This window comes from Candidatus Melainabacteria bacterium (assembly GCA_003963305.1).
GTDB lineage: Bacteria > Cyanobacteriota > Vampirovibrionia > Obscuribacterales > Obscuribacteraceae > PALSA-1081.
Map to the genome: position 1 here is coordinate 102,579 of RXJR01000009.1, position 22,852 is coordinate 125,430.

General features: G+C 46.8%; 23 protein-coding genes. 11 read left to right on the forward strand and 12 right to left on the reverse strand.

The window, feature by feature from the left end; translation table 11 throughout:
- Nucleotides 1-32 precede the first annotated feature (32 nt).
- From EKK48_10475 to EKK48_10490, 4 genes are all read left to right on the forward strand, one after another.
- Nucleotides 33-2,237, forward strand: coding sequence for a hypothetical protein (locus EKK48_10475; GenBank protein ID RTL42411.1), 2,205 nt, complete (start codon nucleotides 33-35; stop codon nucleotides 2,235-2,237).
- Between the two features lie 85 nt (nucleotides 2,238-2,322).
- Nucleotides 2,323-3,843, forward strand: a complete 1,521-nt coding sequence (locus tag EKK48_10480; GenBank protein RTL42412.1) for a hypothetical protein — start codon at nucleotides 2,323-2,325, stop codon at nucleotides 3,841-3,843.
- A gap of 125 nt (nucleotides 3,844-3,968) precedes the next feature.
- Entirely contained in the window at nucleotides 3,969-4,220 is a 252-nt protein-coding gene (locus EKK48_10485) for a hypothetical protein (GenBank protein ID RTL42413.1), read from the forward strand.
- Nucleotides 4,221-4,414: 194 nt separating this feature from the next.
- Nucleotides 4,415-4,744 (forward strand): hypothetical protein, encoded by a 330-nt coding sequence (locus tag EKK48_10490; GenBank protein RTL42414.1) that lies wholly within the window; start codon nucleotides 4,415-4,417, stop codon nucleotides 4,742-4,744.
- Nucleotides 4,745-5,466: 722 nt separating this feature from the next.
- Here EKK48_10490 and EKK48_10495 read toward each other — a convergent pair.
- Nucleotides 5,467-6,309 carry a DUF4240 domain-containing protein gene (locus EKK48_10495; protein RTL42415.1) on the reverse strand — a complete coding sequence of 281 codons (843 nt, stop codon included), beginning with the start codon at nucleotides 6,307-6,309 and terminating at the stop codon, nucleotides 5,467-5,469.
- Between the two features lie 257 nt (nucleotides 6,310-6,566).
- Between EKK48_10495 and EKK48_10500 the strand changes: the two genes are divergently transcribed.
- Nucleotides 6,567-7,271, forward strand: coding sequence for a hypothetical protein (locus tag EKK48_10500; protein RTL42416.1), 705 nt, complete (start codon nucleotides 6,567-6,569; stop codon nucleotides 7,269-7,271).
- 134 nt (nucleotides 7,272-7,405) lie between these two features.
- A complete protein-coding gene (locus EKK48_10505) occupies nucleotides 7,406-7,711 on the forward strand; it encodes a hypothetical protein (protein ID RTL42417.1) in 306 nt (101 codons plus the stop codon).
- A gap of 356 nt (nucleotides 7,712-8,067) precedes the next feature.
- On the opposite strand, the gene EKK48_10510 is transcribed toward EKK48_10505, so the two are convergent.
- Together EKK48_10510 and EKK48_10515 are read right to left on the reverse strand one after the other, a co-directional pair.
- Nucleotides 8,068-8,409 (reverse strand): hypothetical protein, encoded by a 342-nt coding sequence (locus EKK48_10510; protein ID RTL42418.1) that lies wholly within the window; start codon nucleotides 8,407-8,409, stop codon nucleotides 8,068-8,070.
- A complete protein-coding gene (locus EKK48_10515) occupies nucleotides 8,410-8,805 on the reverse strand; it encodes a hypothetical protein (protein RTL42419.1) in 396 nt (131 codons plus the stop codon).
- A 1,398-nt stretch (nucleotides 8,806-10,203) separates the two neighbouring features.
- Here EKK48_10515 and EKK48_10520 point away from each other — a divergent pair.
- Both EKK48_10520 and EKK48_10525 read left to right on the forward strand, forming a co-directional pair.
- The gene (locus EKK48_10520; protein RTL42420.1) at nucleotides 10,204-10,716 is read left to right on the forward strand and encodes a hypothetical protein; all 513 of its coding nucleotides are present in this window, start codon (nucleotides 10,204-10,206) and stop codon (nucleotides 10,714-10,716) included.
- A gap of 399 nt (nucleotides 10,717-11,115) precedes the next feature.
- Nucleotides 11,116-11,532 carry a hypothetical protein gene (locus EKK48_10525; GenBank protein RTL42421.1) on the forward strand — a complete coding sequence of 139 codons (417 nt, stop codon included), beginning with the start codon at nucleotides 11,116-11,118 and terminating at the stop codon, nucleotides 11,530-11,532.
- A gap of 708 nt (nucleotides 11,533-12,240) precedes the next feature.
- Here EKK48_10525 and EKK48_10530 read toward each other — a convergent pair.
- Nucleotides 12,241-12,660 carry a hypothetical protein gene (locus tag EKK48_10530; GenBank protein RTL42422.1) on the reverse strand — a complete coding sequence of 140 codons (420 nt, stop codon included), beginning with the start codon at nucleotides 12,658-12,660 and terminating at the stop codon, nucleotides 12,241-12,243.
- A 652-nt stretch (nucleotides 12,661-13,312) separates the two neighbouring features.
- Between EKK48_10530 and EKK48_10535 the strand changes: the two genes are divergently transcribed.
- Nucleotides 13,313-13,663, forward strand: a complete 351-nt coding sequence (locus EKK48_10535; GenBank protein RTL42423.1) for a hypothetical protein — start codon at nucleotides 13,313-13,315, stop codon at nucleotides 13,661-13,663.
- A 39-nt stretch (nucleotides 13,664-13,702) separates the two neighbouring features.
- Nucleotides 13,703-14,065, forward strand: a complete 363-nt coding sequence (locus tag EKK48_10540; GenBank protein RTL42424.1) for a hypothetical protein — start codon at nucleotides 13,703-13,705, stop codon at nucleotides 14,063-14,065.
- Nucleotides 14,066-14,109: 44 nt separating this feature from the next.
- On the opposite strand, the gene EKK48_10545 is transcribed toward EKK48_10540, so the two are convergent.
- From EKK48_10545 to EKK48_10580, 8 genes are all read right to left on the reverse strand, one after another.
- The gene (locus EKK48_10545; protein RTL42425.1) at nucleotides 14,110-16,269 is read right to left on the reverse strand and encodes a type IV secretory system conjugative DNA transfer family protein; all 2,160 of its coding nucleotides are present in this window, start codon (nucleotides 16,267-16,269) and stop codon (nucleotides 14,110-14,112) included.
- A 74-nt stretch (nucleotides 16,270-16,343) separates the two neighbouring features.
- Complete coding sequence (locus tag EKK48_10550; protein RTL42426.1) at nucleotides 16,344-17,348, reverse strand: hypothetical protein; 1,005 nt, start codon at nucleotides 17,346-17,348, stop codon at nucleotides 16,344-16,346.
- Nucleotides 17,349-17,489: 141 nt separating this feature from the next.
- Nucleotides 17,490-18,059, reverse strand: a complete 570-nt coding sequence (locus EKK48_10555; GenBank protein RTL42427.1) for a hypothetical protein — start codon at nucleotides 18,057-18,059, stop codon at nucleotides 17,490-17,492.
- Between the two features lie 33 nt (nucleotides 18,060-18,092).
- Nucleotides 18,093-18,920 carry a J domain-containing protein gene (locus tag EKK48_10560; protein ID RTL42428.1) on the reverse strand — a complete coding sequence of 276 codons (828 nt, stop codon included), beginning with the start codon at nucleotides 18,918-18,920 and terminating at the stop codon, nucleotides 18,093-18,095.
- An 85-nt stretch (nucleotides 18,921-19,005) separates the two neighbouring features.
- Nucleotides 19,006-19,389 carry a hypothetical protein gene (locus EKK48_10565; protein ID RTL42429.1) on the reverse strand — a complete coding sequence of 128 codons (384 nt, stop codon included), beginning with the start codon at nucleotides 19,387-19,389 and terminating at the stop codon, nucleotides 19,006-19,008.
- A 159-nt stretch (nucleotides 19,390-19,548) separates the two neighbouring features.
- A complete protein-coding gene (locus EKK48_10570) occupies nucleotides 19,549-19,806 on the reverse strand; it encodes a hypothetical protein (GenBank protein RTL42430.1) in 258 nt (85 codons plus the stop codon).
- A gap of 253 nt (nucleotides 19,807-20,059) precedes the next feature.
- Nucleotides 20,060-20,656, reverse strand: coding sequence for a hypothetical protein (locus EKK48_10575; protein ID RTL42431.1), 597 nt, complete (start codon nucleotides 20,654-20,656; stop codon nucleotides 20,060-20,062).
- Between the two features lie 184 nt (nucleotides 20,657-20,840).
- Nucleotides 20,841-21,302, reverse strand: a complete 462-nt coding sequence (locus tag EKK48_10580; GenBank protein ID RTL42432.1) for a tetratricopeptide repeat protein — start codon at nucleotides 21,300-21,302, stop codon at nucleotides 20,841-20,843.
- Between the two features lie 701 nt (nucleotides 21,303-22,003).
- On the opposite strand from EKK48_10580, the gene EKK48_10585 reads away from it, so the two are divergent.
- Nucleotides 22,004-22,738 carry a hypothetical protein gene (locus EKK48_10585; protein ID RTL42433.1) on the forward strand — a complete coding sequence of 245 codons (735 nt, stop codon included), beginning with the start codon at nucleotides 22,004-22,006 and terminating at the stop codon, nucleotides 22,736-22,738.
- The last annotated feature ends 114 nt before the right edge of the window (nucleotides 22,739-22,852 follow it).

Consider the following 22,852-nt stretch of genomic DNA (forward strand, 5'->3'; position numbering starts at 1 on the left):
GACACAACAGAAAAATCTGAGGCATGATCCACATGCGCTCTGTAGTTAAGGGCAACTATATTAAAGGAAAGGGCGGTATCAAACATGCTATCGCCCACGTCCGCTACTTGCAATTAAGAGGCGGCGAAGACCGCGACTCTACGCTCGGCAAAAAACGACTCTTCTTCTCCGATACACACGAGAACGTCAGCGGTACCGAAGTTGTAGACCAGCTCAATAAACAAAGTGAAAACGGCGTGGTTGCATTTCGCCTGGTGTTATCACCTGGGCTGGAAGGCGTGGACATGCAGGCTTACACACGATATATGATGCGCGAGCTGCAGAGCCTTAAAGGACAGGATCTGATTTACTATGGCATTGAACACAAAAACACTGACCACACTCACAACCACGTCATTATCATGGGACGGGACCAGAATGATCGCTCCGTCCGCATTACACGGGGACACTATAAAGCATTGCGCCAGGCCGGCGACCGTTACCTGGAGCGCTATCACACTTATGAGCGCTATCTCGATAAAGAACTGCATTATCTGATGCGCTACGGCTACCAGTACGGGCGCGTCCTCGACAAAGAAATGTACACCACGATGCACGATGGTTACAAAAGGGACCAGGGTGATCAACTTTATGAATTGCTTCTGGACGATCTCAAGAATCCACTCACATCCGAGCAGTGCGACCAGCAACGAGTGGAAATGGCTGCATTAAAGAAAGAGCTCCAGATCAATGCACTTCCTGATTCAGAGCGCATCGTACGCAACAAAACAGTCTACACAAAGTACAGCTCTCTGCAAGATTTGCTCGCGCTGGATGCTGCATTGCAGTCAGGACAATGCAAAAGACTGCCGCAAGAACAGTACAAAAAAATGTGGACCTGGATCGGCAACAAAAAGCAATTCGGCAACGACTATTATGAAAGGACCGCTGAGGCAGATCGTCTACAGAAACAGTTTGACGAAGACCTGAAGCAATCTCTGATAACAGATAACAGTCCGCCTAAGAGTTTTAAGCAGCACGTTTTCGAAACTGGAGGACGACTGCTTGAGTGGCACGAAAGATACTTACTCGATACCGAACACTATCAAGTTCAAAAAACAATCACTTGTCTAGATCAAAGTGGAGAAGAGGACCCTGAACAACGCAAACGTCTGATTGACCAGCTTGAATGGCTCGACACGCTTATCCGCGAACGTTGCGAATCACAAATAAAACGCCCCGTGATTCGCCGTTTTAAGGAGCCAAAGACAATGAACACTCAAACTGAGTCCGTCCGCTCAGACGGCAATCTCGCCCTCCCCGAGCGCGAGAACAGAATCCTTGCTGTCCAGTCTCAGCTCCAGGAGCAGCTGAGACAAGCCCAGCAGGATCAAGAAAACCTCGAAAAACATCTCGAACAATATCAAGACCTTACCTCCCAAACACATGGTCTGGACCAGCAAAACCTACTGAACAGCCTGATTTACTCTCCCCAGCTAGATCCTGCTAGTTCTACTCAAACTCAGACTCCCAGTCATGATGCTTCATCTATTGCCGCTGCTGCTGCTTCTCCTATCAATGCTTCTGCTTCTCATGCTTCTGCTTCTCATTCCTCTGAAGCAGCCCCTGCTGACCATCCCGATTTCACTTCCTTTGTCACTGTCGCCTTACCGACCACATCTTCCCCTGCGGAGCTGCCACCAGATGCAGGCACCGTAATTCAAAATCACCTGGACCACGATCAACATATTCGAGAAGAACAGCACGACCGAAACTCGGAAGCAGAAAGACACCAGACCGAACGCGACCGGTCTACCGAACGAGTCAGGTTCGACGCAGAGAATACATTCAAACGCCAAAAAGAATGGCGCCGCTTGCAACTTCTGTTCGACAAAGACGACTCAAAATACCCGGAAAGCTTTACCTCTCGCTTCCAGCAATTGCTGGACAACCTCGTTCACGAATTCACTCACAAACACCGCGACCACCGCGAACCAGGCGAACACCAGGAAACCGGGGATCACCCGCTTCACCCGATACACCCGATACATCCGAAACACCCGGAACACCCGCTACACCCGCTACACCCGGAACACTTCTTGGACATTCCGTTGAACACGGACCGCGGCAATCAAACTCAGTTACCCACTACAAAGCGCGATGCCGCGCACGAACATAAAAACGCTCCCGCGCACGAACATGAAAAAACTTCCGAGCATGAGCATGAACATAGCCGCGAAGACGAACGCGAACGCTAAGTACTGACCAAAGCTTTTTAAAAGACATCACAACGAGTCTTTCGCAAACCAACAAATTTTTCAACCAATTAGGAGCTTGAAGACTATGGACTTCAAAGACCTGACATCGCACTTCGCCCGCACTGCCTGGGAACCGGATAGCGCCGATGCAGCCTGGAAACGACTCTACGGCGACAGACCGCTCGATCTCGACCACTTGCCTTTCAAGGAACGTCTGGAAACAGCCAGCGCCTGGCGCCAGGAAACTATCAAGCTCGCCAGAGAAAACACAAATGAATTTCAATCGCTTTCGAAAGGAGAGCAAGACATGCAAAACACAGTTTCAAATTTCAACCCGTCACAAACTAGCGGCTCGGCTCACTTACACAAACCCGACGAAGAACAATCAAGAGTCGACGAACAGACCAGACTAGACGAACAAACTCGCCAGGAAGACCAGGCTCGTGCAGATCAATCAAGACTCGACGCACAAACCAGAGTCAACGAACAAATTCGCCTTGAAGAACAATCTCGTGCAGAACAATCAAGACTCGAAGAGCAAACAAGACTGGATGAACAAAACCGGCTTGACGACCAGATTCGTCAAGAAGAGCAATCCAGAACGGAGCAATCTGGACTCGATGAACAAACCAGACTGGACGAACAAATTCGTCAAGAAGAGCAATCGCGAGAAGAACAATTAAGACTGGACGAAGAGGCTTATAAAGCCGCAGAGGAAAAATTCAAAGAATTAGAAGCACTGGAGCGCCAGAGACAAGACGAAGGTCGCATGGGCACTAACTCCGCGGGCAGCCTTCTTTCAAAGTTCTTCGAATTAATTGAAAGAGTGAAACAGGAACGCGAGCGGGAGCAGGAACAGGATCGCGAGCCAGAACGAGAGCAGAAATCTGAGCAAGAACAGAAACCCGAACAAGAACAGAACCACGAAACACCCGAACCTATTCTCGACTCCCCTTCAGTATCAGACTTTTACCGTCAGAATATCGACGACCTGCTCAACAGCTTTGACAAAAGCCTCGACGTAGAAAAAGACATCGATCTGAACATCCAGGGTCCTATGCTGATTGACGAACTGGATCACTATTTCGATCTGGATAAAGACGTCGATGAACACTGGAATCTTGATGTGTGGGCAGAGAAGCAGTTCTCTCTGGACGATGCACCCCAGGAACCCGGAAATAACATCAACACTCACTCATCAAGCCTGGATAACATCAACAACGTCCTCTTCGGAGCCGAAGTGCCACCACAGGGAATTAACTGGGAAAAGGATTTTGGCGACCTGAATATTGATTCGTGGGAGCGAAACGCATACGATCCAGAACTGCTTAGAGAACAAAGTGAACTCAGTGCATTCGCCGTTCGCGAAAATAACAGCCCTGAATACGACTATGACAGCAGAACTCTACAAACTGAAAACGAACGTGTCTCTCTCGATCAAATTCTTCAGCGCGAAGTGCAACAGATCATGCAAACACAGATCCAACAAACATTCACCGCCGGCGCCCAGCGTAATTTCTTTCAGCAGGAGACCTCTCGTCCAGATAAGGACCAACACCAGCAAGAACAAAACCGCGATGACGACAGCTTAAATCACAGCCGTTAGGATCTGGAAATCGAAACACATGCCTACCCACACACCGACTGTACCGTTTGCTCGAATTTGCTTATAATTGACAGCATAGAACAGTACTTGAGCGTCATTCAATCCGTTCAGAAGGTTGGTTGAATTTGCGATTCAGATGGATTGTTGCCGTTGCCTTTCTTCTCAATCTCGCCCCATTGAGGATGCACAGTGCCATCGCTCAAGATCACAAACACGGTTTGTCTACACCATCTACCGTTACCGAGGCCGAAGAGAGAGCAGAATTGCGCAGAGAAATTGAACGCTTTATTCAAGAAGACGACTGCAAAGATATGCGCAATATCAGTAAACTCGAATCCATGCAAACTCTCAGACGTCAGCGCCTGCCATTTTGGTAATGCCACTCCACATACTGTACTGCGAATTTACAACTCAAATCTCCTCACTCACTACCTTGAAGAGGCAGCCGCCAACTGATCTGCAACTTTAGACACCATTGGTTCGAAACCGATTGGCGCATCGGCGAAACGGCTCTTCTTCAGTTGATCGACGCTAGCGGTCTACCGGGGTAAAATGGATCAGAGCCTGTCTTATGAACAAAAGCGAATCAAAACTGATCAGTATATTCGTGATGTGTGGAGCATTCGCTGGACTTCTATGTTCAACTATCTTCGCCCTTAACCCGATTTTGCAGCTCGGGCTCTACAAAATTCATCACTTCGACTTGCTCGGAACCACGGCAGCATCGCAACAGCTGGCATCAGAATTGGTGGGCAAAGCACAGTTTTTGGTAGTTCTGCAAGCCGTACTCGACCATGGTCTTTTGTGCATGATGAGCGGCGGCTTTTTGTCATTGACGTTGTTCCTTGCAGTCAGATGGTTTAACAAATATTTGATTGAAGGGTCTACAGGAGCTGGTTAGTCTGGAAATATTCGCATTTATTCGAGCTAACCTCTGCCGTTAATCGTAGTAACCGTCTATCATCCATTCGTAGGGTGCGAGAGTATTCGGGCAAACTAAAGTTTCGTCAAACTGACCCTGGGTGAATGAATGTTCTTTGTATAGTGGCTGCAATCAACCTGGCTTGCGCGGTCCTCGGCTTGTTCACACCGGCTCACCCAGGTTGGAAAACGACGGACAGATCAACACAATCGTAGTATCCACAGTCATCCTGGTTATCTTGTTAGCCGTTTGGCGGATTACAAAGACTAAGAACAGCAATACTTCGGAAAAATGACTTCACCTCAACAAAATACGCCAGTGCCTGAGCTCGCTAATGTTTTTAGAGATGCATGCGCGTACCTGAACCTGACAGCAGAACTCTACAACCCGAAAACGAACGTATCTCCCTCGATCAAGTTCTTCAACGCGAAGTGCAACAGATCATGCAAACACAGATCCAACAAACATTCACCGCCGGCGCCCAGCGTAATTTCTTCCAGCAGAACACTTCTCGTCCAGACAAAGATCAACACCAACAAGAACAAAACCGGGACGACGACAGCTTAAATCACAGCCGCTAAATCGAATGCCTCCTACTCTCAAAATAGGGCGGCGCTACCCTACACAACGAATTCAATCTGTGATGTATAGTCCACCAGAGTGCATCGATCCCGTGATGGCGAATAGAGTTCACTCTTAACTTATAGCCGCCTCAGAAGCCTTGAGCATACACCTTTTACTTTTTCCATATCCAGGTCATCTCGCTCACAAATTTGACTGAGTATGTTAGTTATAGACTGTACAAAAAAATGATTCCTGTCACGCTCGGATGCAAAGACATACCACTTAGGATCTATTTCTACGGGATAGATTTCGGTATCGTCATTTATAGTTGCAGTACTAGGAGTATCGTTACTATCGACGTGAAAATGCAAAACCAAATGCCTCAGATTTTTAGTGGCAAATGTAAGCTTATCTAGCTCTCGTGTATAGAGTGCTCCGACTTCATCAGCAGTCAGAGCAAGGGACGCAAGGCAGTGTAGCTCACGTAGCGGCTTGTTAAGGGCTTGCGAGTCTCGGAAGGTTATTGTTCTTAGCTTGCAAATCTGTAACCAACCGTCTGGATTGCTTCCCGATGCAACACTTGTTTTTGGAGCGTAGTTCCAATCATCTTGATCAGTACCTTCAGCCATTGACCAAGCTTTTTCGGGCGCTTGAAGTAGTAATTCAAACCCTTTAGCTGAAGTTGGCATTTTGGATGGTGATTTTAGTACAGATGTATAGAACTTTTCTCCCATTCCTACCGCAAAGCATCTTGAGTAAAGAAAACTGTCTGGGCTCGCACCCGCGCTGTATGAAAAATGTTTGGAAGTATCCAAATCACGAAGAGCTTCGGCCAAATGATCAGCGAATGACTCTATTTCCGCTGTTGACTCAGTTGATAATCTCGCGCAAATACTTTTTAACGCTGATTCTTCATCATCGTTCAAAAGATCATTCTGATTTACAGCGGAGATAATGCTCCAAAAACGCTGCCGATCCATCCAACATCTCCTTTTCTCGTTTAATTCTATCTGATAGAATCTGTACCTTATGGAGATTTTTATGCCGCCGTTGTTACCCTCCGGTTTGCCTGAGAATAACTATTTCGCTGAGGGTCACCCAAAATCAAAACGAGTTCTGAAGGACGAACTTTTTTGGGAACCGGGTGATGATCTAAGTCCGCTAGGCGGCGGTGGTGAATCCGATACCATAACAGAATTTTGGAGTTGGCGCCGTGAGAATCCAAATGATTCAGTCTATGACTTTTTCCAAAAGTGGCTGGCGAAAACAAAGCACAATCTTAATCCAGAAGACTTTGCCTATAGTCCGAATGGCGTTGTATGTTGCTGTCATGCCAAATAAATTCTACAAGTTTATTAGTTCATTGCGGCAGTCAGCCATATTCGTTTTGTTGCTTTTAGCCTTCACTCAATTTTGTAATTTTGCCTCCGCCTCGAGTTTGAACCAGATCTATATAGTTGACTTATGGCATAAAAAGCATTCGAAAAATATTCCTGCCAGTGGTCTTCTGTCAATTGGCTTTGCGAACCAGGGTGCCATTAGCTCTACCATTAGACTGGTGGCCCCCAAACTATGGGACTATGGGTTGAAACATGTCACTAAGAATCTAAAAAACGATCCTACTCAAATCGATGCATTGATTTGCAATAATGAGGTGGCAACTGCCAAACTAAATTACCGATGGAAAGACAAAAATGGATCTACAGTAATTTCTGATTCTGCCGAATTTGACCAGCGGGAATTAGTATTGCTACCTGGGAAAAGCCTCATCGAATCAATTTCTATCAGAATTCCCGAACAGCCAGGCCTATATAATCTGGAAATTCAATTTGACAATACAAATGTCCAAGCTTTTTCCGAAACCAGCGCTCATCGAGCAAAGAACGAAGTCTTTCTAACTGCAGACACTCATAAACAAATCCTGATTCCTGACAAAGACTAACTTTGTCACTGGTTAGAATGCCCCAAAAGCTGTCCTAGCCACCAGGTGCCTTCATCCACGGAAATACCTCTCTGAACGATAACCGGGTAGACTCAGATGTCCTTGCTACAAGTTGTTGACAATGAGTTGGGTAAATGCAGCCCGGTCGTATCAATACTCATACTTTCAAGCTCTGCGATTACAACGTGGATTGGCTTGTTGTTATGCTGGAAGGCGCAATGTTTACAGGCTGCGTCAAAATTCGTTCACTAAACGATAATGCTCGCTCTGCAATAATATTAAAGAGGGGTCGAATAATCACGGCGGTGTATGAAAGTCATGTTGATTGCTCTGAGACTTCACTTGTAAGGATCTGGCAGAATTTAGAAGCACCCGGCACCGTTGTCGAAATTATCGATTTGCCAGAATTGAATACCGACGAATTGTTGGCGAAACTCTGAACCCGGTATTCTGACGACCATCCTTGCTCAAGAGCGCTGCCTCAAACTCGTACCCGGGCCCGATAGATTAAGGCAAACATACCCCAACAGGTCCTTTCCGAACTTATGATGCGTCTGTCTAATTGCACATTCCAGTTCGGCGCCATGCTGCATATAGTTATGTAGTAAACCGCAAAGAAGGTGGCTATGCAGAACATCAATCCCATCGAACGCAGCTTACTCAACGAAATAAGAGCCCTTTATAAGAGCGATTTGGAAATCGAAACACATTCCTACCCTCACACCGACTGTGCCGTTTGCTCGAAATTGCTTATAATTGACAGCATAGAACAGTACTTGAGCGTCATTCAATCCGTTCAGAAGGTTGGTTGAATTTGCGATTCAAATGGATTGGTGCCGTTGCCCTTCTTCTCATTGTCGCCCCATTGAGGATGCACAGTGCCATCGCTCAAGATCACAAACACCGTTTGTCTACACCATCTATCGTTACCGAGGCCGAAGAGAGAGCAGAATTGCGCAGAGAAATTGAACGCTTTATTCAAGAAGAATACTGCAAAGATATGCGCAATATCAGTAAACTCGAATCCATGCAAACTCTCAGACGTCAGCGCCTGCCATTTTGGTAATGCCACTCCCATACCTGAAGCTGCGGTATTGCCCATTCCCACAATCACTTCAACTTCTTTTCTGGCTTCCATCTAGTCTTGACATATTTTTGCGTCGATAACGATATCGTCCTTGAATTTGATACAGAGCCATTCTGAATCAATGCTGATAAAACTTCGTTCGGGACCCAGCCAGTAAACATAATCATAGCTAGCAAAATATCCCGTTGGGGGTGGCTTACCGAGTAATGCTTCCAAATCCGTTCGGGTCATTCCAACTAATTTGTACCGCCGCAGCAGATCGTCAACCATGTTCAAACGTACGGACTCGCCTCCATTTAGCAACCAAACAATTGATTTTTCGTTGTTAACAGCGTTCAACGACTTTTTCCATTTCTCTGAAACAAAAATAGATCCCGCCCAGTGCCAGGCAATTAGTAGCACAAGGCTAATCGATACGATCAGTTTGATTGTTTTGCTGAGTTTCATTTGCATTGACTTGCCACAGTCTCTTTGAATATTTCAACACGCTCTGTCCAGGTGGCAACTTGTACATCACTGGGGTTAGTTTCAGCAGCGAATCTAATTAGTGATACTCGGATACCAATCTCTCAACCGTTGCTCTCCGTACCACCAATGAACAGCTGTGGCTCCCGCAAAGAGTACACCTATAACCAAAATGTACAGCAGCCATGCAGGAACTTTTTTCAAATCACGAAGGCCCGTCAGTGGAGTCCATATTCAATTCGAATTGCGGTCGATTGTTCCTTCATTATAGAGCCACAGCTAAACTCAAAAATCACCTTCCAAACGGGACCAAGTTCTGGATGGTGTGGTCCAGGACATTCATGGATTCAGTGGACTCCTGACAATGGAGAGAAATCTACTACTTGTCTAATTTGGAGCAGTAAGCCTGGTGTCTCAGAGAATAGTGATTGGGGTTTTACTATGGAAGCCCTGGTGCCAACCCCTTATTTAGATGCTATTCACGGCACATTGACGACGATCAAGAAAAGCATATGAATGAAGCAATAGCAAAAGCAAGAAAGAAAAAATACGATGCCTGCAAGCACAACTGTACGCATTTTGCAGAGGAGGTATGAGCTAACTGGCCTAATCCTGGATATTTTCCAGCTCGACTCTAAATTGTGCAGGTGCTCTGTCACAGAATTGGCAAAATCCTGTCAAACAGTGAAGCTAAATTGAACACGACAAAAGCCTGCCAGAGCATGCAGCAGATAAGAAAAGTCATTAAAGTCTTCCGCCGCTTTGCGAATGACCAAAAGAAAAGTATCAACAAAGACATATTAATTGCGTAGCAGCCGGTCAGTATACAAGACTCAAATACGTTCAGTGGAGGACTCGTAAACTCCCGAACAAGTACACCGTAACGTATCCCTGCGTACACACAAAATGCCGCACAAACTAAACCAAGTTTTGACCAACTGCTGTGAGATAGCATCAATTCACATATTCACAAGATTTTCTCGAATGTTGCCTTTTCATCTCAATCAAGCGGACTCTTCTTATTAGATTCAATCAGCAAACTTTGGTTCCCTTGAATGGGCTCTTCAAGCCGCTTTGAACGGTCAGTCGACGCCAACATTTTTAAGCAGACATTGAAATTTTGAATACCATCGTCAACACTGTAACTGTGGATTACATACCACATGCTCCCATGAGGCGCCGAAAAGTCAATACCCGAAAAGCTGCAAATCCAGGTGTTTTTTTGTATAAGCAAGAACAGCAGACAGTTCCATCGGCGGCGCTAGGCGTCGCAACAGTGGTTAATTGGTACCGATAAAGACTTGCGGAGAGGTTTTCACGATAGTATAAAGGGCGCGGGTTATCTAAATGAACAACTGTGCGAACGGGCCCTCAAATATCTTGAACAAGATTGAAACTACTGATATATACGAAGATCCGATCACTGTTGCGCTGGAGCCCCTAATAGGTCTTCGACTTTCGAAGGCAAGTAGAATCGAGACTATGATAATGCTCTCTTTTGGTGACTTGATTCCAGTCGAGTGGGAGGGGGCGACCAGAATCGTTGGAGCTTACTCTTTGCATATTCAATGTCCTTGGAGGATTCGAACAACTGAGCGGATATTGGTTGCATCCGGCGATATGCTGGAGGAGTCTAGATTCAACTCAGAAAGTAACATCAGCACCTTATCAAATAACTTGTGTGACCAGCGCTTCAACGAACTGTTCAGTTCGTTTGATGTTCAAAACCTATTTGTTGACAGAATAGAAATTGATTATGCAGGAGCTTTCAAACTTCATTTTTCTGATTCACTCACATTGGAAGTGATACCAATAACTTCTTTTGACGTAGAACACTGGCGACTCTTTAAGCCCGGCTCTACGTATCACTTTGTTTATAAGGAAGTCGATTAGGCGAGGTACCGCAATTTTGTCACTCCGCAATCTTCGCCTAAAGCCGGATTACTGGCATGTGAAGGAATTTTTTTTGTATGCGGCTGTATAATCAGAACTGAAGCTGCTGTTCAATTTAGTGGAGGAAGGAACATGAAAACAGCGGTGGGGAGCGCCGATGATAGTAGTGATCAAACCCGAACACCAGTATCTGCGAACGCTAGGCTCAAAAACTCTCGCGAGCGCAGTCCCAGAGTTAAGGTATTTTGCGAATTTGAAATTGATCCTTACCATAAGCAACAACTTGAGCAAAAGTTACTAAGGAGCTGGTTTTTTCCACAGAATGCCTCCTGACTTTATTAAAGAACAATCGAAAGAACCGTTTCCGAATTAACAATTCACCTGAGTTTGGGATTGATTATGCCACCAAGCAAACTTGTCAGAGCCTTTTTTGATCATTATCAACAACAGAAATCTAGCGATGATCACTTCTGGGCATTTGAGGATGTGATGGATACGGTCGCATCCAATCCTGTTGAAGCTTGGAATCTGGTCGTAGAATTGATTAACGAAGCTCCCTCGCTATCGGCGCTTACATTCGTTGCGGCGGGACCTCTTGAATCTCTAATTGATAAGCACGGTAAGTTAGTCATTGACTCACTAGAACAATCTCTTTGCAATAATAAGAGATTGCAGTTCGCTATTGTCGGCGTTTGGTTGGACGAGGACGATGAAATGTACGCAAAACTTGAATCTTTAAAGCAGACGTACAATTTAAACGAGATCAATCCTTTAAATAATTCGCCCTGGTCTGAAACAAATCCCATGCCCGGATGAGTTTTATTCGTCTCAGAATTGAGTATGATCTGACCTGCATCATTTTGTTGTACCACGTAAGAAACACCTCTCTGAACGATATTCCGATTCGAGTTGACTCAGATGTCCTTACTAAAAATTGTTGACGATGAGTTGGCTAAATGCAGCCCGGTCCTATCAACTACTGATACATTCAAGCTCTGCGACCGCGGCGTGGATTGGCTTGTTGTTAGACTGGAGGGCGGCATGTTTACAGGCTTCGTCAAAATTCATTCATTAAGCGATAATGCTCGCTCTGCAATAATTCTCAAAAGGGGTCGAATGATAACGGCTGTGTATGATAGTCATGTTGATCACACAGTGCGACCTCATATGCAAGGATACTAAGCCCGTACCACCGTTGTAGAAATTATCGATTTGCCAGAATTTAATACCGACGAATCACCGGCTAAATTCTGAACACCGTATTCTAACGACCATCCTGACTCAAGCACGCTGCCTCACACTAATATCAATTGGACTGAGAGAAGTACGAGTTCTTTTGCACCACTCTCAGTATCACACGGCTGTTAGGACAACATTTATTTTGATATAGGGTGCGGATATTCGTATACAGCCCGAGACCAGCCAGGCAAGCGCATTTCAGGTGCTCATGCCGACCTTCAGTCAAGGACCAACTGAGACTGATATAGCAAACATTATTAAACTAAATTGCAAAAAATAACGAACTTAATTTTCAAGCAAAGCATGCTTTTGATTGAATCTAAAATACCTAGCTAAGCAAATGGTTCCTAATAAAAACATCAAAATTTCAAAGGCTGGTACCAAGTTCAGACATACATTTCGTATGTGAATCTGATGCGCAAGGAGCATTGCCACATCCTGTTCATATGAGTTTGCCGAGTGAACTACAAATCGAACTTGCGGTCTGTCTTTCAAACACACCTTGATAAAACGTCTTCCCCAAAAGTCAGCGCCATCTTTTTCAACCTCCACATAGGCGACTCGTTCATTGTGTGAGACTACAATTTGCTCAAACTCAGATTTGCTGAGCTCAACAGCCTGCAAAGTCGGATCAAAAGCACCCCTTACAATTACTGCCAAGGTCACTAGAGTCAGGCTAAATGTCTTGAAATGTAGATTGCGCATGAATGAACAGTATCCCTTTTTCCATTCTGCCAGAAATCTAGCAGTTCTACAATACGGTTATCCGCATCAACACGCTCTTTCAAGTCTTTTATCACTTCATCATAGATCTTCCCATTCCCTCTGAGCGATAAAAATTGCTCCTCTGCCCTTTTAGGCTCTGGCCGCCCACGTTGCTATTCCTCCTAAGCTTTCCAAACTGGCGGAAACTATTGAGGCTCCATAGGATCACATTCATAACCCGTTCATAGCACCACTTCGCTTTCGTGATTGCTTTTCAGAATAACAATTGAAGAAAGCTCATCGAGAAGTGGTGGTGGAAACGACGATTCCGGTAGATGTGAAGAACCCATGACTATTGACGAAATCGAGGCCATGCGCGAAAAATGTTTGGAAGATGCGGAAGAAACAGCAGAACGAATAGCTTAGGTATTAAGACGACCAGACAATCAAAAACAGAACAGAAAATCTAAAAAATGTAAGAGAATTCAGTGGCAAGATTTGAATGATTGGCTAAAAGGTCGGATCAAGGACTGCAATCGGGATTATGCTAGAAGAATGAAAAACAGGGCGCTAGATGCGGATTTTCAGGAATTCCTGCGTAAACTTTGGGAAGATATTGACAAAAAAGGCACAGAACAGAGGGGTATCCGTTATGAGCAGTGAGGCCAATGCTGATACTGTAATCGCAGAAACTAAGGTGGTATTCGTTACTGATACTGGACGTAAGTTCCCCGTCACGCTTGGTATCGGAAAACCATACTTGGCAAATCAAACAGCTTGTTGTGTTTATTACATGGATGGTTACAAGAAACCTTTTCAGGCCTATGGTGAAGACACATTCCAGGCACTATGTGGAGCAATAGGAATGATTCGCAGCCACCTCAATAGTTTAGTAGAGCATTCAGGATATAAAATTTACGAAGGTGATGTAGACTTTGAATCTGAAAATTATGAGGAAAACTATGCCTTTTCTGTTGAACTAGTATTCGCAATGAACTTGTAATTACCAGTCGAAGCACAGAACGGTAGAGCAGGTTTCAGATTGGAACGAGGTTCTTCAACGGAAGAATACTTTGCTCCACAGCTTCAACCGGAATTCTATCTTGCATTTCATTCTAAAGATGGGATAGTGAAAGTAGAAACTTTTACTTTCAAGCACATCGAAGATCCGTCATTAGATAGGTCAGATCAGCGTTCTGCACTGGTGCCCTTAAAAGAACTAAAAGAGTCGGCAAATAAATATCTCAGTAGCGTTGTAGCCTTTTGTTCGAAATCAATTCCTGAGATTGCGACGCATCCTGGGATTCAAATATGGTTGAACGATTTTTCCATACCAGATTTTCAAGGACTACTCGGCACCGACGAACAAAACGAAATGATCAGTCATGAAGAGACTCAATCCTAAGTAGTTTCTGTATCTGTTTATGCTTAGAGCAAAAATTCCACCCCCTATACCCGCGGAATGCGATCCCCGTGCTCGTTAAGCAAAGGACCACGTCCAGGCGCATTTTGTTTTTTCTGCTCTCCAGCAGCAAATTCTTCTGTTCCACCACTCCCTTCTGCAACTGTACTGGTTGAATTCATATCATCCGAAGTGCCTGTGTTCGGCTCATTAGCTTGTGCAGAACCGCCCTGAATCGGAACAACTCGATCACCAATCACTCTGCTCGTTCCGCGCCGTATGCTCGCCTGCAGGTCTTGCGCCGCACGATGCAAACGCTGCTCTATCTCAGCTTTAAAACCAGCCTCGGCTTGTCGCTGATGCTCTCGCCACTCCTCACACTGCCTGATTAACGAGTCATCTACACTCAAAACACGCCTCGGCGGCGGCACAATGCTCGACTTCTCACTGTATGTACCCGGCTCGAAGCGCACCAGGTTGATCGGATTCGTATTGGGGGTGAAAACTATTGCCCTGCCCTTTTTCAACATCTGCACCGCGCCCGGTGTCATCAGATCCCTGCCGAACTCCTTTTCATTGATCTGACAGTTCGAACTGACAGATCGCTCATAAACGTTCTCGGTGCCCAGCGACTCACTGATGATTTTTGCTTGCGCCAGAGTCTGCGGCTTGAAGAATATGCGCGTGGCAGGCTGACTGAAAAGAGTCGCTGCCGTCGATTTGTATATCTCTTCCGCCTGGTTGTAGTCTTGCAAACCAAGCATGGCTGGTATGTGCCTGTGCCTGATAATAGACAATTTGTTAGGAAAGTCTGTTATATAACCGAAGTTCGTAAACTCATCCAAATAAAGCGAAAGCCTGTGCTTCAGCGGCTTCACAGCTATGAAATTCAAGAGATAGGTAAATATAATCGCCGCACAGGGCTTCAACTCAGGCTTATCTGCAGGCACCGACAGGTAAAACGTAAAGAGCTCATTTTGCAGCTCCTCAAAATCAACATCATTTGTTTCAGTCAATGCCACTATACTCGGTTGCGTCCACAGCTCCAGCCGCTGCATCAAACCAATCACGATGCTGTTACGCGTATTCTCAGTACTCCAATGCAGAAACTCTTCATACCGCGCTTGCGCCTCCGCCACAATACTGTTTTGCAACTGGCTCGCCAGCGACTTCGGACCATCACGCAGCAGATTACGCACATCGCCCAGATTACCTTTATTGCCAGCTGCATACATAATCAACGACGTCAGCAGAGCCGTCTCCGCCGTCTCCCAGAAAGGATCAGCAGTCGTATCGATCCGAGTACTGGTATTTTTGATCAGCAAAGTCGCCAGACGGCTCGATTGCTTGATTGTAGTAATACCCTGAATCGGATTGATTCTGTGCGAAGACAGGTCATCTGGATTGAAGTAATAGATTTTGTGACCCATCTTGGCTCGATAACCAGCCGTCTTGCGAAACAGGTCAGGACCTTCCGTCGGCACCTCCTCCGGATTTTTCGATTCCACCGTGCCAGCCGTCGCCTCACTGACTATGGCACTCCACTCCGTCCGCTCAAGCAAATTCGGCACAAAAAGCGTACTCGTTTTGCCACAACCCGTCGGACCACAAACGAGCGCATGCCGCTCCGTCTCATCCGCCGGCAAAGCAACAAATTTGTTATCACCGTAAGGCCCAAGCAACAACTGACTGGAATGTACCGAAGTGCCAAGGTAATTCGCTCCAGCCAGGTCTTCTGTAGTCGCCCAGCGCGCATCACCATATGTAGTGCGATGCTTAGTTTGCTCAACAAGCTCCGTAAAACCCGAAGCTCGCTTATCAATACCCTCAATGATCTTAAAACACTCTCTCTGACACTCACGCGCAGTCAGGTGCCCCTCCCTCTCTACAACCGATACACTCAGCCTGGTTTTGTTTTTGGTTCTGCTTTTGGTTTTGCTTTCACCCTCACTCTCTCTCTTACACTCTCTCGTACACACTCTCTCACTCTCACCCTCAGGCTGCCAGGACAACTTGACCGAAAAGTCCAGGTCGTAACCTATCCCGCTAGCCTTCTGACTTTTTCTCTTACCCGTCGTTATCTCATCAAGCAAATTAAACAACCCCGGCGGATAACCATTATCTGCCAGCGACATGATGGCAATCTGCGCCACCAAATCATGCGGCGCATCTATCACAGCACTAAGTCGCCCTTGAACAGCTTTCATATCTCTTCTCCCTTGCGCTTACCCTTGTCCCTCATCCCTTGTCCGTTTCCCTTAGCCTTCTTCTCACCCTTGAATCACCTGTCGCGCTCCCCATCGCTTCTGCGCTCCTGCTCCTGTCCTTGTTCTTGTTCGTGTTCTTTTTCCCGCTCTCTGCCACTCTGCTCCAGACCACTCTGCTGATCCTTACCGCTTTGCTCCATACCGCTCTGCTCCCTAGCGATCTGCTCCCATCCATCCAATCGAATCTTGAAATCAGCTGTCGGCTCAATGCCTTGAAGAAGAAAAGGCGAGTCATCTCCGAAAAGTATTTTGTTAAAGTCAGTCTGCTCGTTCTCGGTGCGCTCAACCCTCTGCTCCAGCCCCAACTCTTGCCCCTGCTCGATACCAGGTTCTAAATCCAGCCGCAAAGCCTTCTCCAATTGGTCCACCAGACTGTTGCGCTCATTGACATTCTCAAGCCTGGAGTTAAGGTGATCTTCTTTGTTTAAACGAACAATCTCTGCCCGCCACCTCGCCAACTCCTGCACTTGCATCTCAGGTCGCAATTCGTCGATTCTGAATTCTCGACCACCAAATAGTGTCTGCCAGGCTCTGTCCTCAGCGGTACTTTCGAACTGACCGCTCCAGTTCATCTCCGGCTCTAACTCGTCCCGTTCAAAACCATCTACTAACAGACCATCAACGAACTCATCGACCTTGCGCTCTTCCGCAATTTCCACTTTCCAGTCTTCTAATGTCTTCTCTAGTACTTCCGCCTTCAACCCATGCAAACTGAACTCACGATTGGCAAACAACTTCTCATAAGCACGTGCAGCCAACTCAATCTCATACTCAGAAGCAAACAGCGCGCGCTCGCTCTCGCCGCTTCTGCCGTCGAACTTGTAAGATTCCACACCCTCAATTACCACCCCCAGCCTCTCAGCTTCAATGTTCATGGGAGAAATCAAAATTTGCTCTTTTGGCATCGGGATATATCCCGGTGGCGGATACAAACGCGTGGGATCGTTTGAGTATTGAATAAACATTGAATCTTCAACAAACAAGTCGTATTCATACTTCCGAAAAATTTCCGCGTCCATTCTTCACCAGCTCCACTCACGCAGACCGACACACACACACACACATAGCCCGCCTCGCACAGTGCCATTCACAAACCTCACATCACACTGCTCGCGTCCACACTCTGGGTTCACAACAAACTTTCAATCCAGCCGACCGACTCACGCAAAAACGACTTCCTGCGCCGCCATCAACTCGGACTCGAGAAATGCCGTCGTCTGCGCACAAAACTCCGCTGGTTGAACTCTTTCCAACGGCCCGATATTCACGGGCTCGTACACAAACCGAACACTGACAGCATCCTCTACACGACGCACCTGCACGCTCAACTGTATCTTTCTCTCAAGAACAACCTTTTCGTTTGGCTTGTCTACGTACTTACATACGAACAACGCCGTACCCAGCTCAGCATCAATGTTTTCCTGACGCCACTGCCTGTCGTCAAAGTGCTTTGTCATCAATGCATTTTTGACGACCGCCAGCGCATTGACCGCCGTCAACTTATACAACCCGGCATGCGGATAAAAGTATTCTGCTGTCGCGCCCTGCCCCTTTGAACAAACATACGCGAATGTCGCAACACCCACCACCAATGCACCCAACAAACCACCTTCAGCACTGCCGGACAACACCGCCAACACCTGATTAGCTATCGTTAGCGAACCCAAGCCAAGAACAACAGCTATCAACCGCAACTTACTGTTGGTGGATAACTTTATTCCGTTACTCATACTCTTCACCTCATTCTCAGATCAATTTCATTCTCAGGCTGCAACACTCGCCTCACCCTGAAGCGCACCCTGTTCACTCAAGGACCCAGTCTCTATCCAGTTGGCAATCAATCGTTTCGGCTTCGGAAACAGACTCACGTAGCTCATTCCCAGCAGCATAGTAACCAGCACAACCATGCTGCCATTGTTCTTTTCAGCATCCACATTCCAACGGTCTTTCGACTGATTCAGCCGCTCCACATCGCCTGTGGTGGCTGTTCCCATCTGTATTTTGTAGGCGAGAGCATCCTTAAAGTATTCAACCCTCGACATATCCGTGTAACGATGTTCTACGCCGGTGCCATAATGTCCTATCCACATCAACCCCAGCACGAGCCAGGCACCAATCATGCCAAAATTCACACAGTGCTTACGCTGCGTTCTCTCCTCATCAAGCTTTACTGCGGCTCTGCGCTCCTGCTCTTCCGCCTGCCACTCTTCAATTGCACCAGCCGCCCTGGTCTCCTGTTGACTCTGCCAGGCCTGCCAGTCCATTTCTTCTCCGCCATCCGCGCCCGCTTCTTCATCTCCATATCTATCTCTATGCCGATCCCCAACTCCATTCAGCCCATCACGACCAGCGGATTTTCTCTTATAACCCTCAGGATTCTCCTCAAAGAAATTCTTCAACCGCTCATAGGCGTCGTTGAGCTCAATCATTTTTTCTTTCGCCTTAGCACGCATCGGCGAATCAGCCGGATATTTATCCTCATGGAACGTCTGCACAAGAAAGCGATGTGCTGACTTTACATCATCAAGACTCGCACTCAACTCCAGCCCCAGTATCTGAAAACACTTTTCAATTGATTTCTTCTCTGCCATAACTACTTTCCTCTGTTTTCTATCCTCTTGTAAATGAATCAAGAGGAATCAGCCTGCACAGCCAATTCCTCTATCTTCTCTTCGCTTAAAGCGATACTCCTGACTCGCGCAATGAACGTTGAACTGAATTCTGGATCAAGTCAGACGTCCTCTTGAAACTCTGAGAGACATCGTCATCCCCCCAGAATTCTTTTTTGTTCTTGGTAGCTATCGGCTTACCCAACTCACCCAGGTCACACGAATAACCACTATTCATGCCCGGCACAATTACATTGCTTCCCGGCACCATCACCCCACTGCCCGATACACCCGAAGAGCCCAGCGTCCCCGGATTACCGTACGCCGTCACACCACGCTCCACCCCGCCATGCTCTCCCGTATCACTGTGCACTCCAGGCAGTGCTCCAGTCACTTTTGCCACACCCAGTACGATAACGGCTGCTATAGCCACTTTCTGCCAAGCTTTCATTTTCATCTCTCCTCTTTCCTTGCCAATCTCTTAGCGAGTCAATTTCCGCCCGCGTTAAATCCACCTGAACGAAACTTCGTTCCGCTCTGTTCTCCGACGTACTTCTGTTTGTCTGTCTCTGTTACCTGTATTTATTCGCTGCGATATAACTACCCGAAGCTACCCAGGTAGCCCATTTTCAATATAATTCTCTAAGCACGCTTTCCCCTTGCGAGTGAAGAAGAGAAAAGCAGCACCGGCTGTAAAAGACATCAACACAATCCAATTGATTTCCCGCAACTGGTCTTCATTGCTCCACTTTTGTTGATCACCGTAAATAACATCTGTCCATCTAGTTACTATCACGGCTCTGCTGCTCGGAAAAACACCGATGGCTGTGCCACCATTTTGCAAATCCCAGAGCATGGACTCAGCCACGAAGTCCCTGCGTCTGCCTCTGTCATAAACACTGGCCGACTCTCCACGCAGCTCCACCATCCATGCGAGCGTCAGCCCAATAATTGCCAGAACTTGCGCTCGCCTGATAAATCGCCGTCGAATTCCTGCGTAATGCTGCTGCTGTTGCTGCTGCTGTTGCTGTTGCTGCTGTTGTTTCTGCTGATCCTCTTGCGACTGCTCCTGCTTCTCTCGCGACTGCTCCTGCTTTTCTTGCGCCTGCTCCTGCTCCCCGTCAACTGACTCGCTTTTCGCCGATTCGTCCATTGTTGCTATTGTCATCATCTAAATCCTCATTTAATGCAGGCTTCACCAACACCAGTGGCACACTGTTCAGTCGCACACGTGGTGCAGAGATGTTTAGCTCTGCTTGAGTTACTCTTCCTGCCAACTCCGCCTCATCTGCAAACTTTTCACAGAGAAGATAGAGCGCGGTAATGTCTCTAATCCAGTCGCCCTCTCGCCCGGTCTCTATCTGATGCCGGGAGGCGATTTTTAAGGTCAACGGCCACACATCGAACGTAAATAGGTTCATCCCAGTACGCACACGATCGTGCTGCATCAAATGAACCAGATGATGCAACCTCTCGCTCTGCGCGTCCAGGTCTTTGATCAATCGACTCCAGCGATATTTCGCCGGAAGCGTAGTAGCTGGAAAACTCTCCACATCCAGCAAGTTTATTTGCTCTTCTAACTTGCTAACAAGAAGATCGTTTTTCCGCACAATTTCGTCAACTGACTTGCTCAACTGCGCTGCGGAATGTTGCTTGTTGAAAGTCTGCTTCAATGACAACAGCTTTCGAAATATAGAATTTGAACTCTTCTCCGACATCGGACCTCCTTTTGAGGCTTATCACGGTCGTCGCGCAAAAAATCTCTGATTCTTTCCCGCGTCCGACATCGCATTCCCGATGTACTTGAGTAACCCCATCTTCCCGAAAATTAGTGGGGAATTCGTGAACTATAACAAATATTTTGTTTTGCCCACGAATTCACCCACATCGGTCTCTAATCACTCATGCCACTGCCTTTCGCTCCCCAAGCAGCGCCCTGTAATTCTGAAGTACAACACGCTTATCCGGATGATCATCCCCGAAGCCCCCGAGTAACTTCAAAGTCAACTCATACCACTGCTGCGCATCGTCGAAGAGCCCACACATGTGGTGCGCATTAGCGAGCAGATGATAAAGCTCGATCATACGCCAGTGATTGCTGACGTAGTATTTCCTGTAGATAGGCAGCACATCTACAAGAAAGTAGAGCGCTGTTTCACTGTCTTCTGAAATCAAGGACACAGCCGCAAACGCCACTTGCGTCTGCGCATAGAGTATAGGCGCCGTGTCTCTCAACTCCAGCGCCGCATTCAACGCATCTATATAATGTTCTCTTGCAGCGTCGATATTGTCTCTCGACATTTCTTGATACGCAAGAAATGTCGCCCTGGACCAATTTTGTACTGCAACTTCGTTATCCGCCATCGGACACCTCCCCGAGGTTCACGGCCCTGCGACAATCAAAGCACTCGCTTTATTCGCACCAGGCAACGCGCCGATGTACCTTCACTGTAACACCAAACTTTCTTTCACGCCCAATCTAAACGATCCCTTTATCTATCTGTGGCATCTGTGTCTTATACGTTCAATTGGTTCTAAAATGTGCAGGCTACTGAGCGACATAACGGCTGGCGTTTAGCGTAGGGAAAACCGTATGTTCATTCACTCCTTGTTATGGCAAACTTGATCTCAATGGAGTGCATTGCGCATGAAGAAACAATCTGCAGGTTACACAGCGGTTTCTGCTGTGACGGCATTAGTAAGCGTTTTGCTGGGCGTCGCCTACGCCTACTGTTTGTCTACCAATTTCTGCTGGAAATGCCGGTCCGCTGATCGCGTGTACGTTCAAGCTGTCGATTTTGACACAGTAGTAGTAACAAGATACAGATGCGAGAGCTGCGGAAAAGCTTGGGAGCCAGTCATAAAACCTCATTGGAAAGGTGGGCGACTAGGTTGCCTCACTTGGATTATTCCGGGCCCTGGGCAAAAGCCGATACCTTTTTGATCACTTTTGTTCCTGAGTATGCGGCGCTATCATCACCCGTGAGTTCAATTCACCATGGCTGTGCTTACCTCAACAGCACAACACTTCTCTATTTCATTTATTTGTGCGACGATGATTTCATATGACTATCATCGCGCTCTTGCTAGCCTTGTCTCCGATTCTGACTACTTCCAGCGCCGGCCTCCCAATTTCAGCTGGGCAAACGGCAGAGTTGGCGGACCCGATCTTTCTTACCAGTCGCAAATCCGATCAACCGAGCTCTATGGGAATTCCATTCTCGAATGCGCCGATCACTGGCTCGTATCCACGATACCCTGAGGTGCCCGCTTGGTCAGAAGGTGTATCGAATCCAAACGCCTGGGAGATCGAGAAGTTGTGTGACTCTGTATCGCAAAACATGCATGACCGCCAATTCGATAAAGCCGAAAGCACACTCAACCAGGCCATCAGTTTGAATGAACCATACTTCAATTCTGGGATATATTCATATTTGACTGACCAACTTTCGATCATTTACCAGCAACAGCACCGATTCTCTGAACTAGAGAGTCTCTATCAAACCAAGTCAAAAAGGCTCAGTTTATGGGATTCTCAAGCCTTTCAAGATAGGGTCGCATCTTTATTTATTGAAGAAGAGCGATTTGGCGAGGCGCGAGCTATCTTGAGGCAATACGTGCCTAAAATGAAGCCGCCACCTCCTGGAGGATTTTGTGGCAATCCATATCGCGATTACGCTGTCGCGCAAAATAGATATAAGTACTGCGTTAATAAAACTGCAAAAATGACCGATGAGCAACTCGATCGTATCTATCGTGAACTGGAAAAACAATTTACAGCCGAAACGATGAAACACTGAGTCTAAGCCACAAACTACATTGCGCCCGGCTGTGCCGTGGCTCCGTAACCTTTTGCTAGCTGACACGTAGGGAGGCAGCCGTTTGTAAATACGGCTGCCTCCTTTTAGAATAGG

What these genes read in the sequence shown, in the direction of transcription:
- EKK48_10505 (RTL42417.1), top strand. Translation starts at nt 7,406, where the DNA reads ATGCAGCCCGGTCGTATCAATACTCATACTTTCAAGCTCTGCGATTAC.
- EKK48_10495 (RTL42415.1), bottom strand. Translation starts at nt 6,309, where the DNA reads ATGGATCGGCAGCGTTTTTGGAGCATTATCTCCGCTGTAAATCAGAAT.
- EKK48_10475 (RTL42411.1), top strand. Translation starts at nt 33, where the DNA reads ATGCGCTCTGTAGTTAAGGGCAACTATATTAAAGGAAAGGGCGGTATC.
- EKK48_10515 (RTL42419.1), bottom strand. Translation starts at nt 8,805, where the DNA reads ATGAAACTCAGCAAAACAATCAAACTGATCGTATCGATTAGCCTTGTG.
- EKK48_10530 (RTL42422.1), bottom strand. Translation starts at nt 12,660, where the DNA reads ATGCGCAATCTACATTTCAAGACATTTAGCCTGACTCTAGTGACCTTG.
- EKK48_10585 (RTL42433.1), top strand. Translation starts at nt 22,004, where the DNA reads ATGACTATCATCGCGCTCTTGCTAGCCTTGTCTCCGATTCTGACTACT.
- EKK48_10490 (RTL42414.1), top strand. Translation starts at nt 4,415, where the DNA reads ATGAACAAAAGCGAATCAAAACTGATCAGTATATTCGTGATGTGTGGA.
- EKK48_10560 (RTL42428.1), bottom strand. Translation starts at nt 18,920, where the DNA reads ATGGCAGAGAAGAAATCAATTGAAAAGTGTTTTCAGATACTGGGGCTG.
- EKK48_10545 (RTL42425.1), bottom strand. Translation starts at nt 16,269, where the DNA reads ATGAAAGCTGTTCAAGGGCGACTTAGTGCTGTGATAGATGCGCCGCAT.
- EKK48_10575 (RTL42431.1), bottom strand. Translation starts at nt 20,656, where the DNA reads ATGTCGGAGAAGAGTTCAAATTCTATATTTCGAAAGCTGTTGTCATTG.
- EKK48_10580 (RTL42432.1), bottom strand. Translation starts at nt 21,302, where the DNA reads ATGGCGGATAACGAAGTTGCAGTACAAAATTGGTCCAGGGCGACATTT.
- EKK48_10510 (RTL42418.1), bottom strand. Translation starts at nt 8,409, where the DNA reads ATGGAAGCCAGAAAAGAAGTTGAAGTGATTGTGGGAATGGGCAATACC.
- EKK48_10500 (RTL42416.1), top strand. Translation starts at nt 6,567, where the DNA reads ATGACTTTTTCCAAAAGTGGCTGGCGAAAACAAAGCACAATCTTAATC.
- EKK48_10550 (RTL42426.1), bottom strand. Translation starts at nt 17,348, where the DNA reads ATGGACGCGGAAATTTTTCGGAAGTATGAATACGACTTGTTTGTTGAA.
- EKK48_10525 (RTL42421.1), top strand. Translation starts at nt 11,116, where the DNA reads ATGCCACCAAGCAAACTTGTCAGAGCCTTTTTTGATCATTATCAACAA.
- EKK48_10480 (RTL42412.1), top strand. Translation starts at nt 2,323, where the DNA reads ATGGACTTCAAAGACCTGACATCGCACTTCGCCCGCACTGCCTGGGAA.
- EKK48_10555 (RTL42427.1), bottom strand. Translation starts at nt 18,059, where the DNA reads ATGAGTAACGGAATAAAGTTATCCACCAACAGTAAGTTGCGGTTGATA.
- EKK48_10535 (RTL42423.1), top strand. Translation starts at nt 13,313, where the DNA reads ATGAGCAGTGAGGCCAATGCTGATACTGTAATCGCAGAAACTAAGGTG.
- EKK48_10565 (RTL42429.1), bottom strand. Translation starts at nt 19,389, where the DNA reads ATGAAAGCTTGGCAGAAAGTGGCTATAGCAGCCGTTATCGTACTGGGT.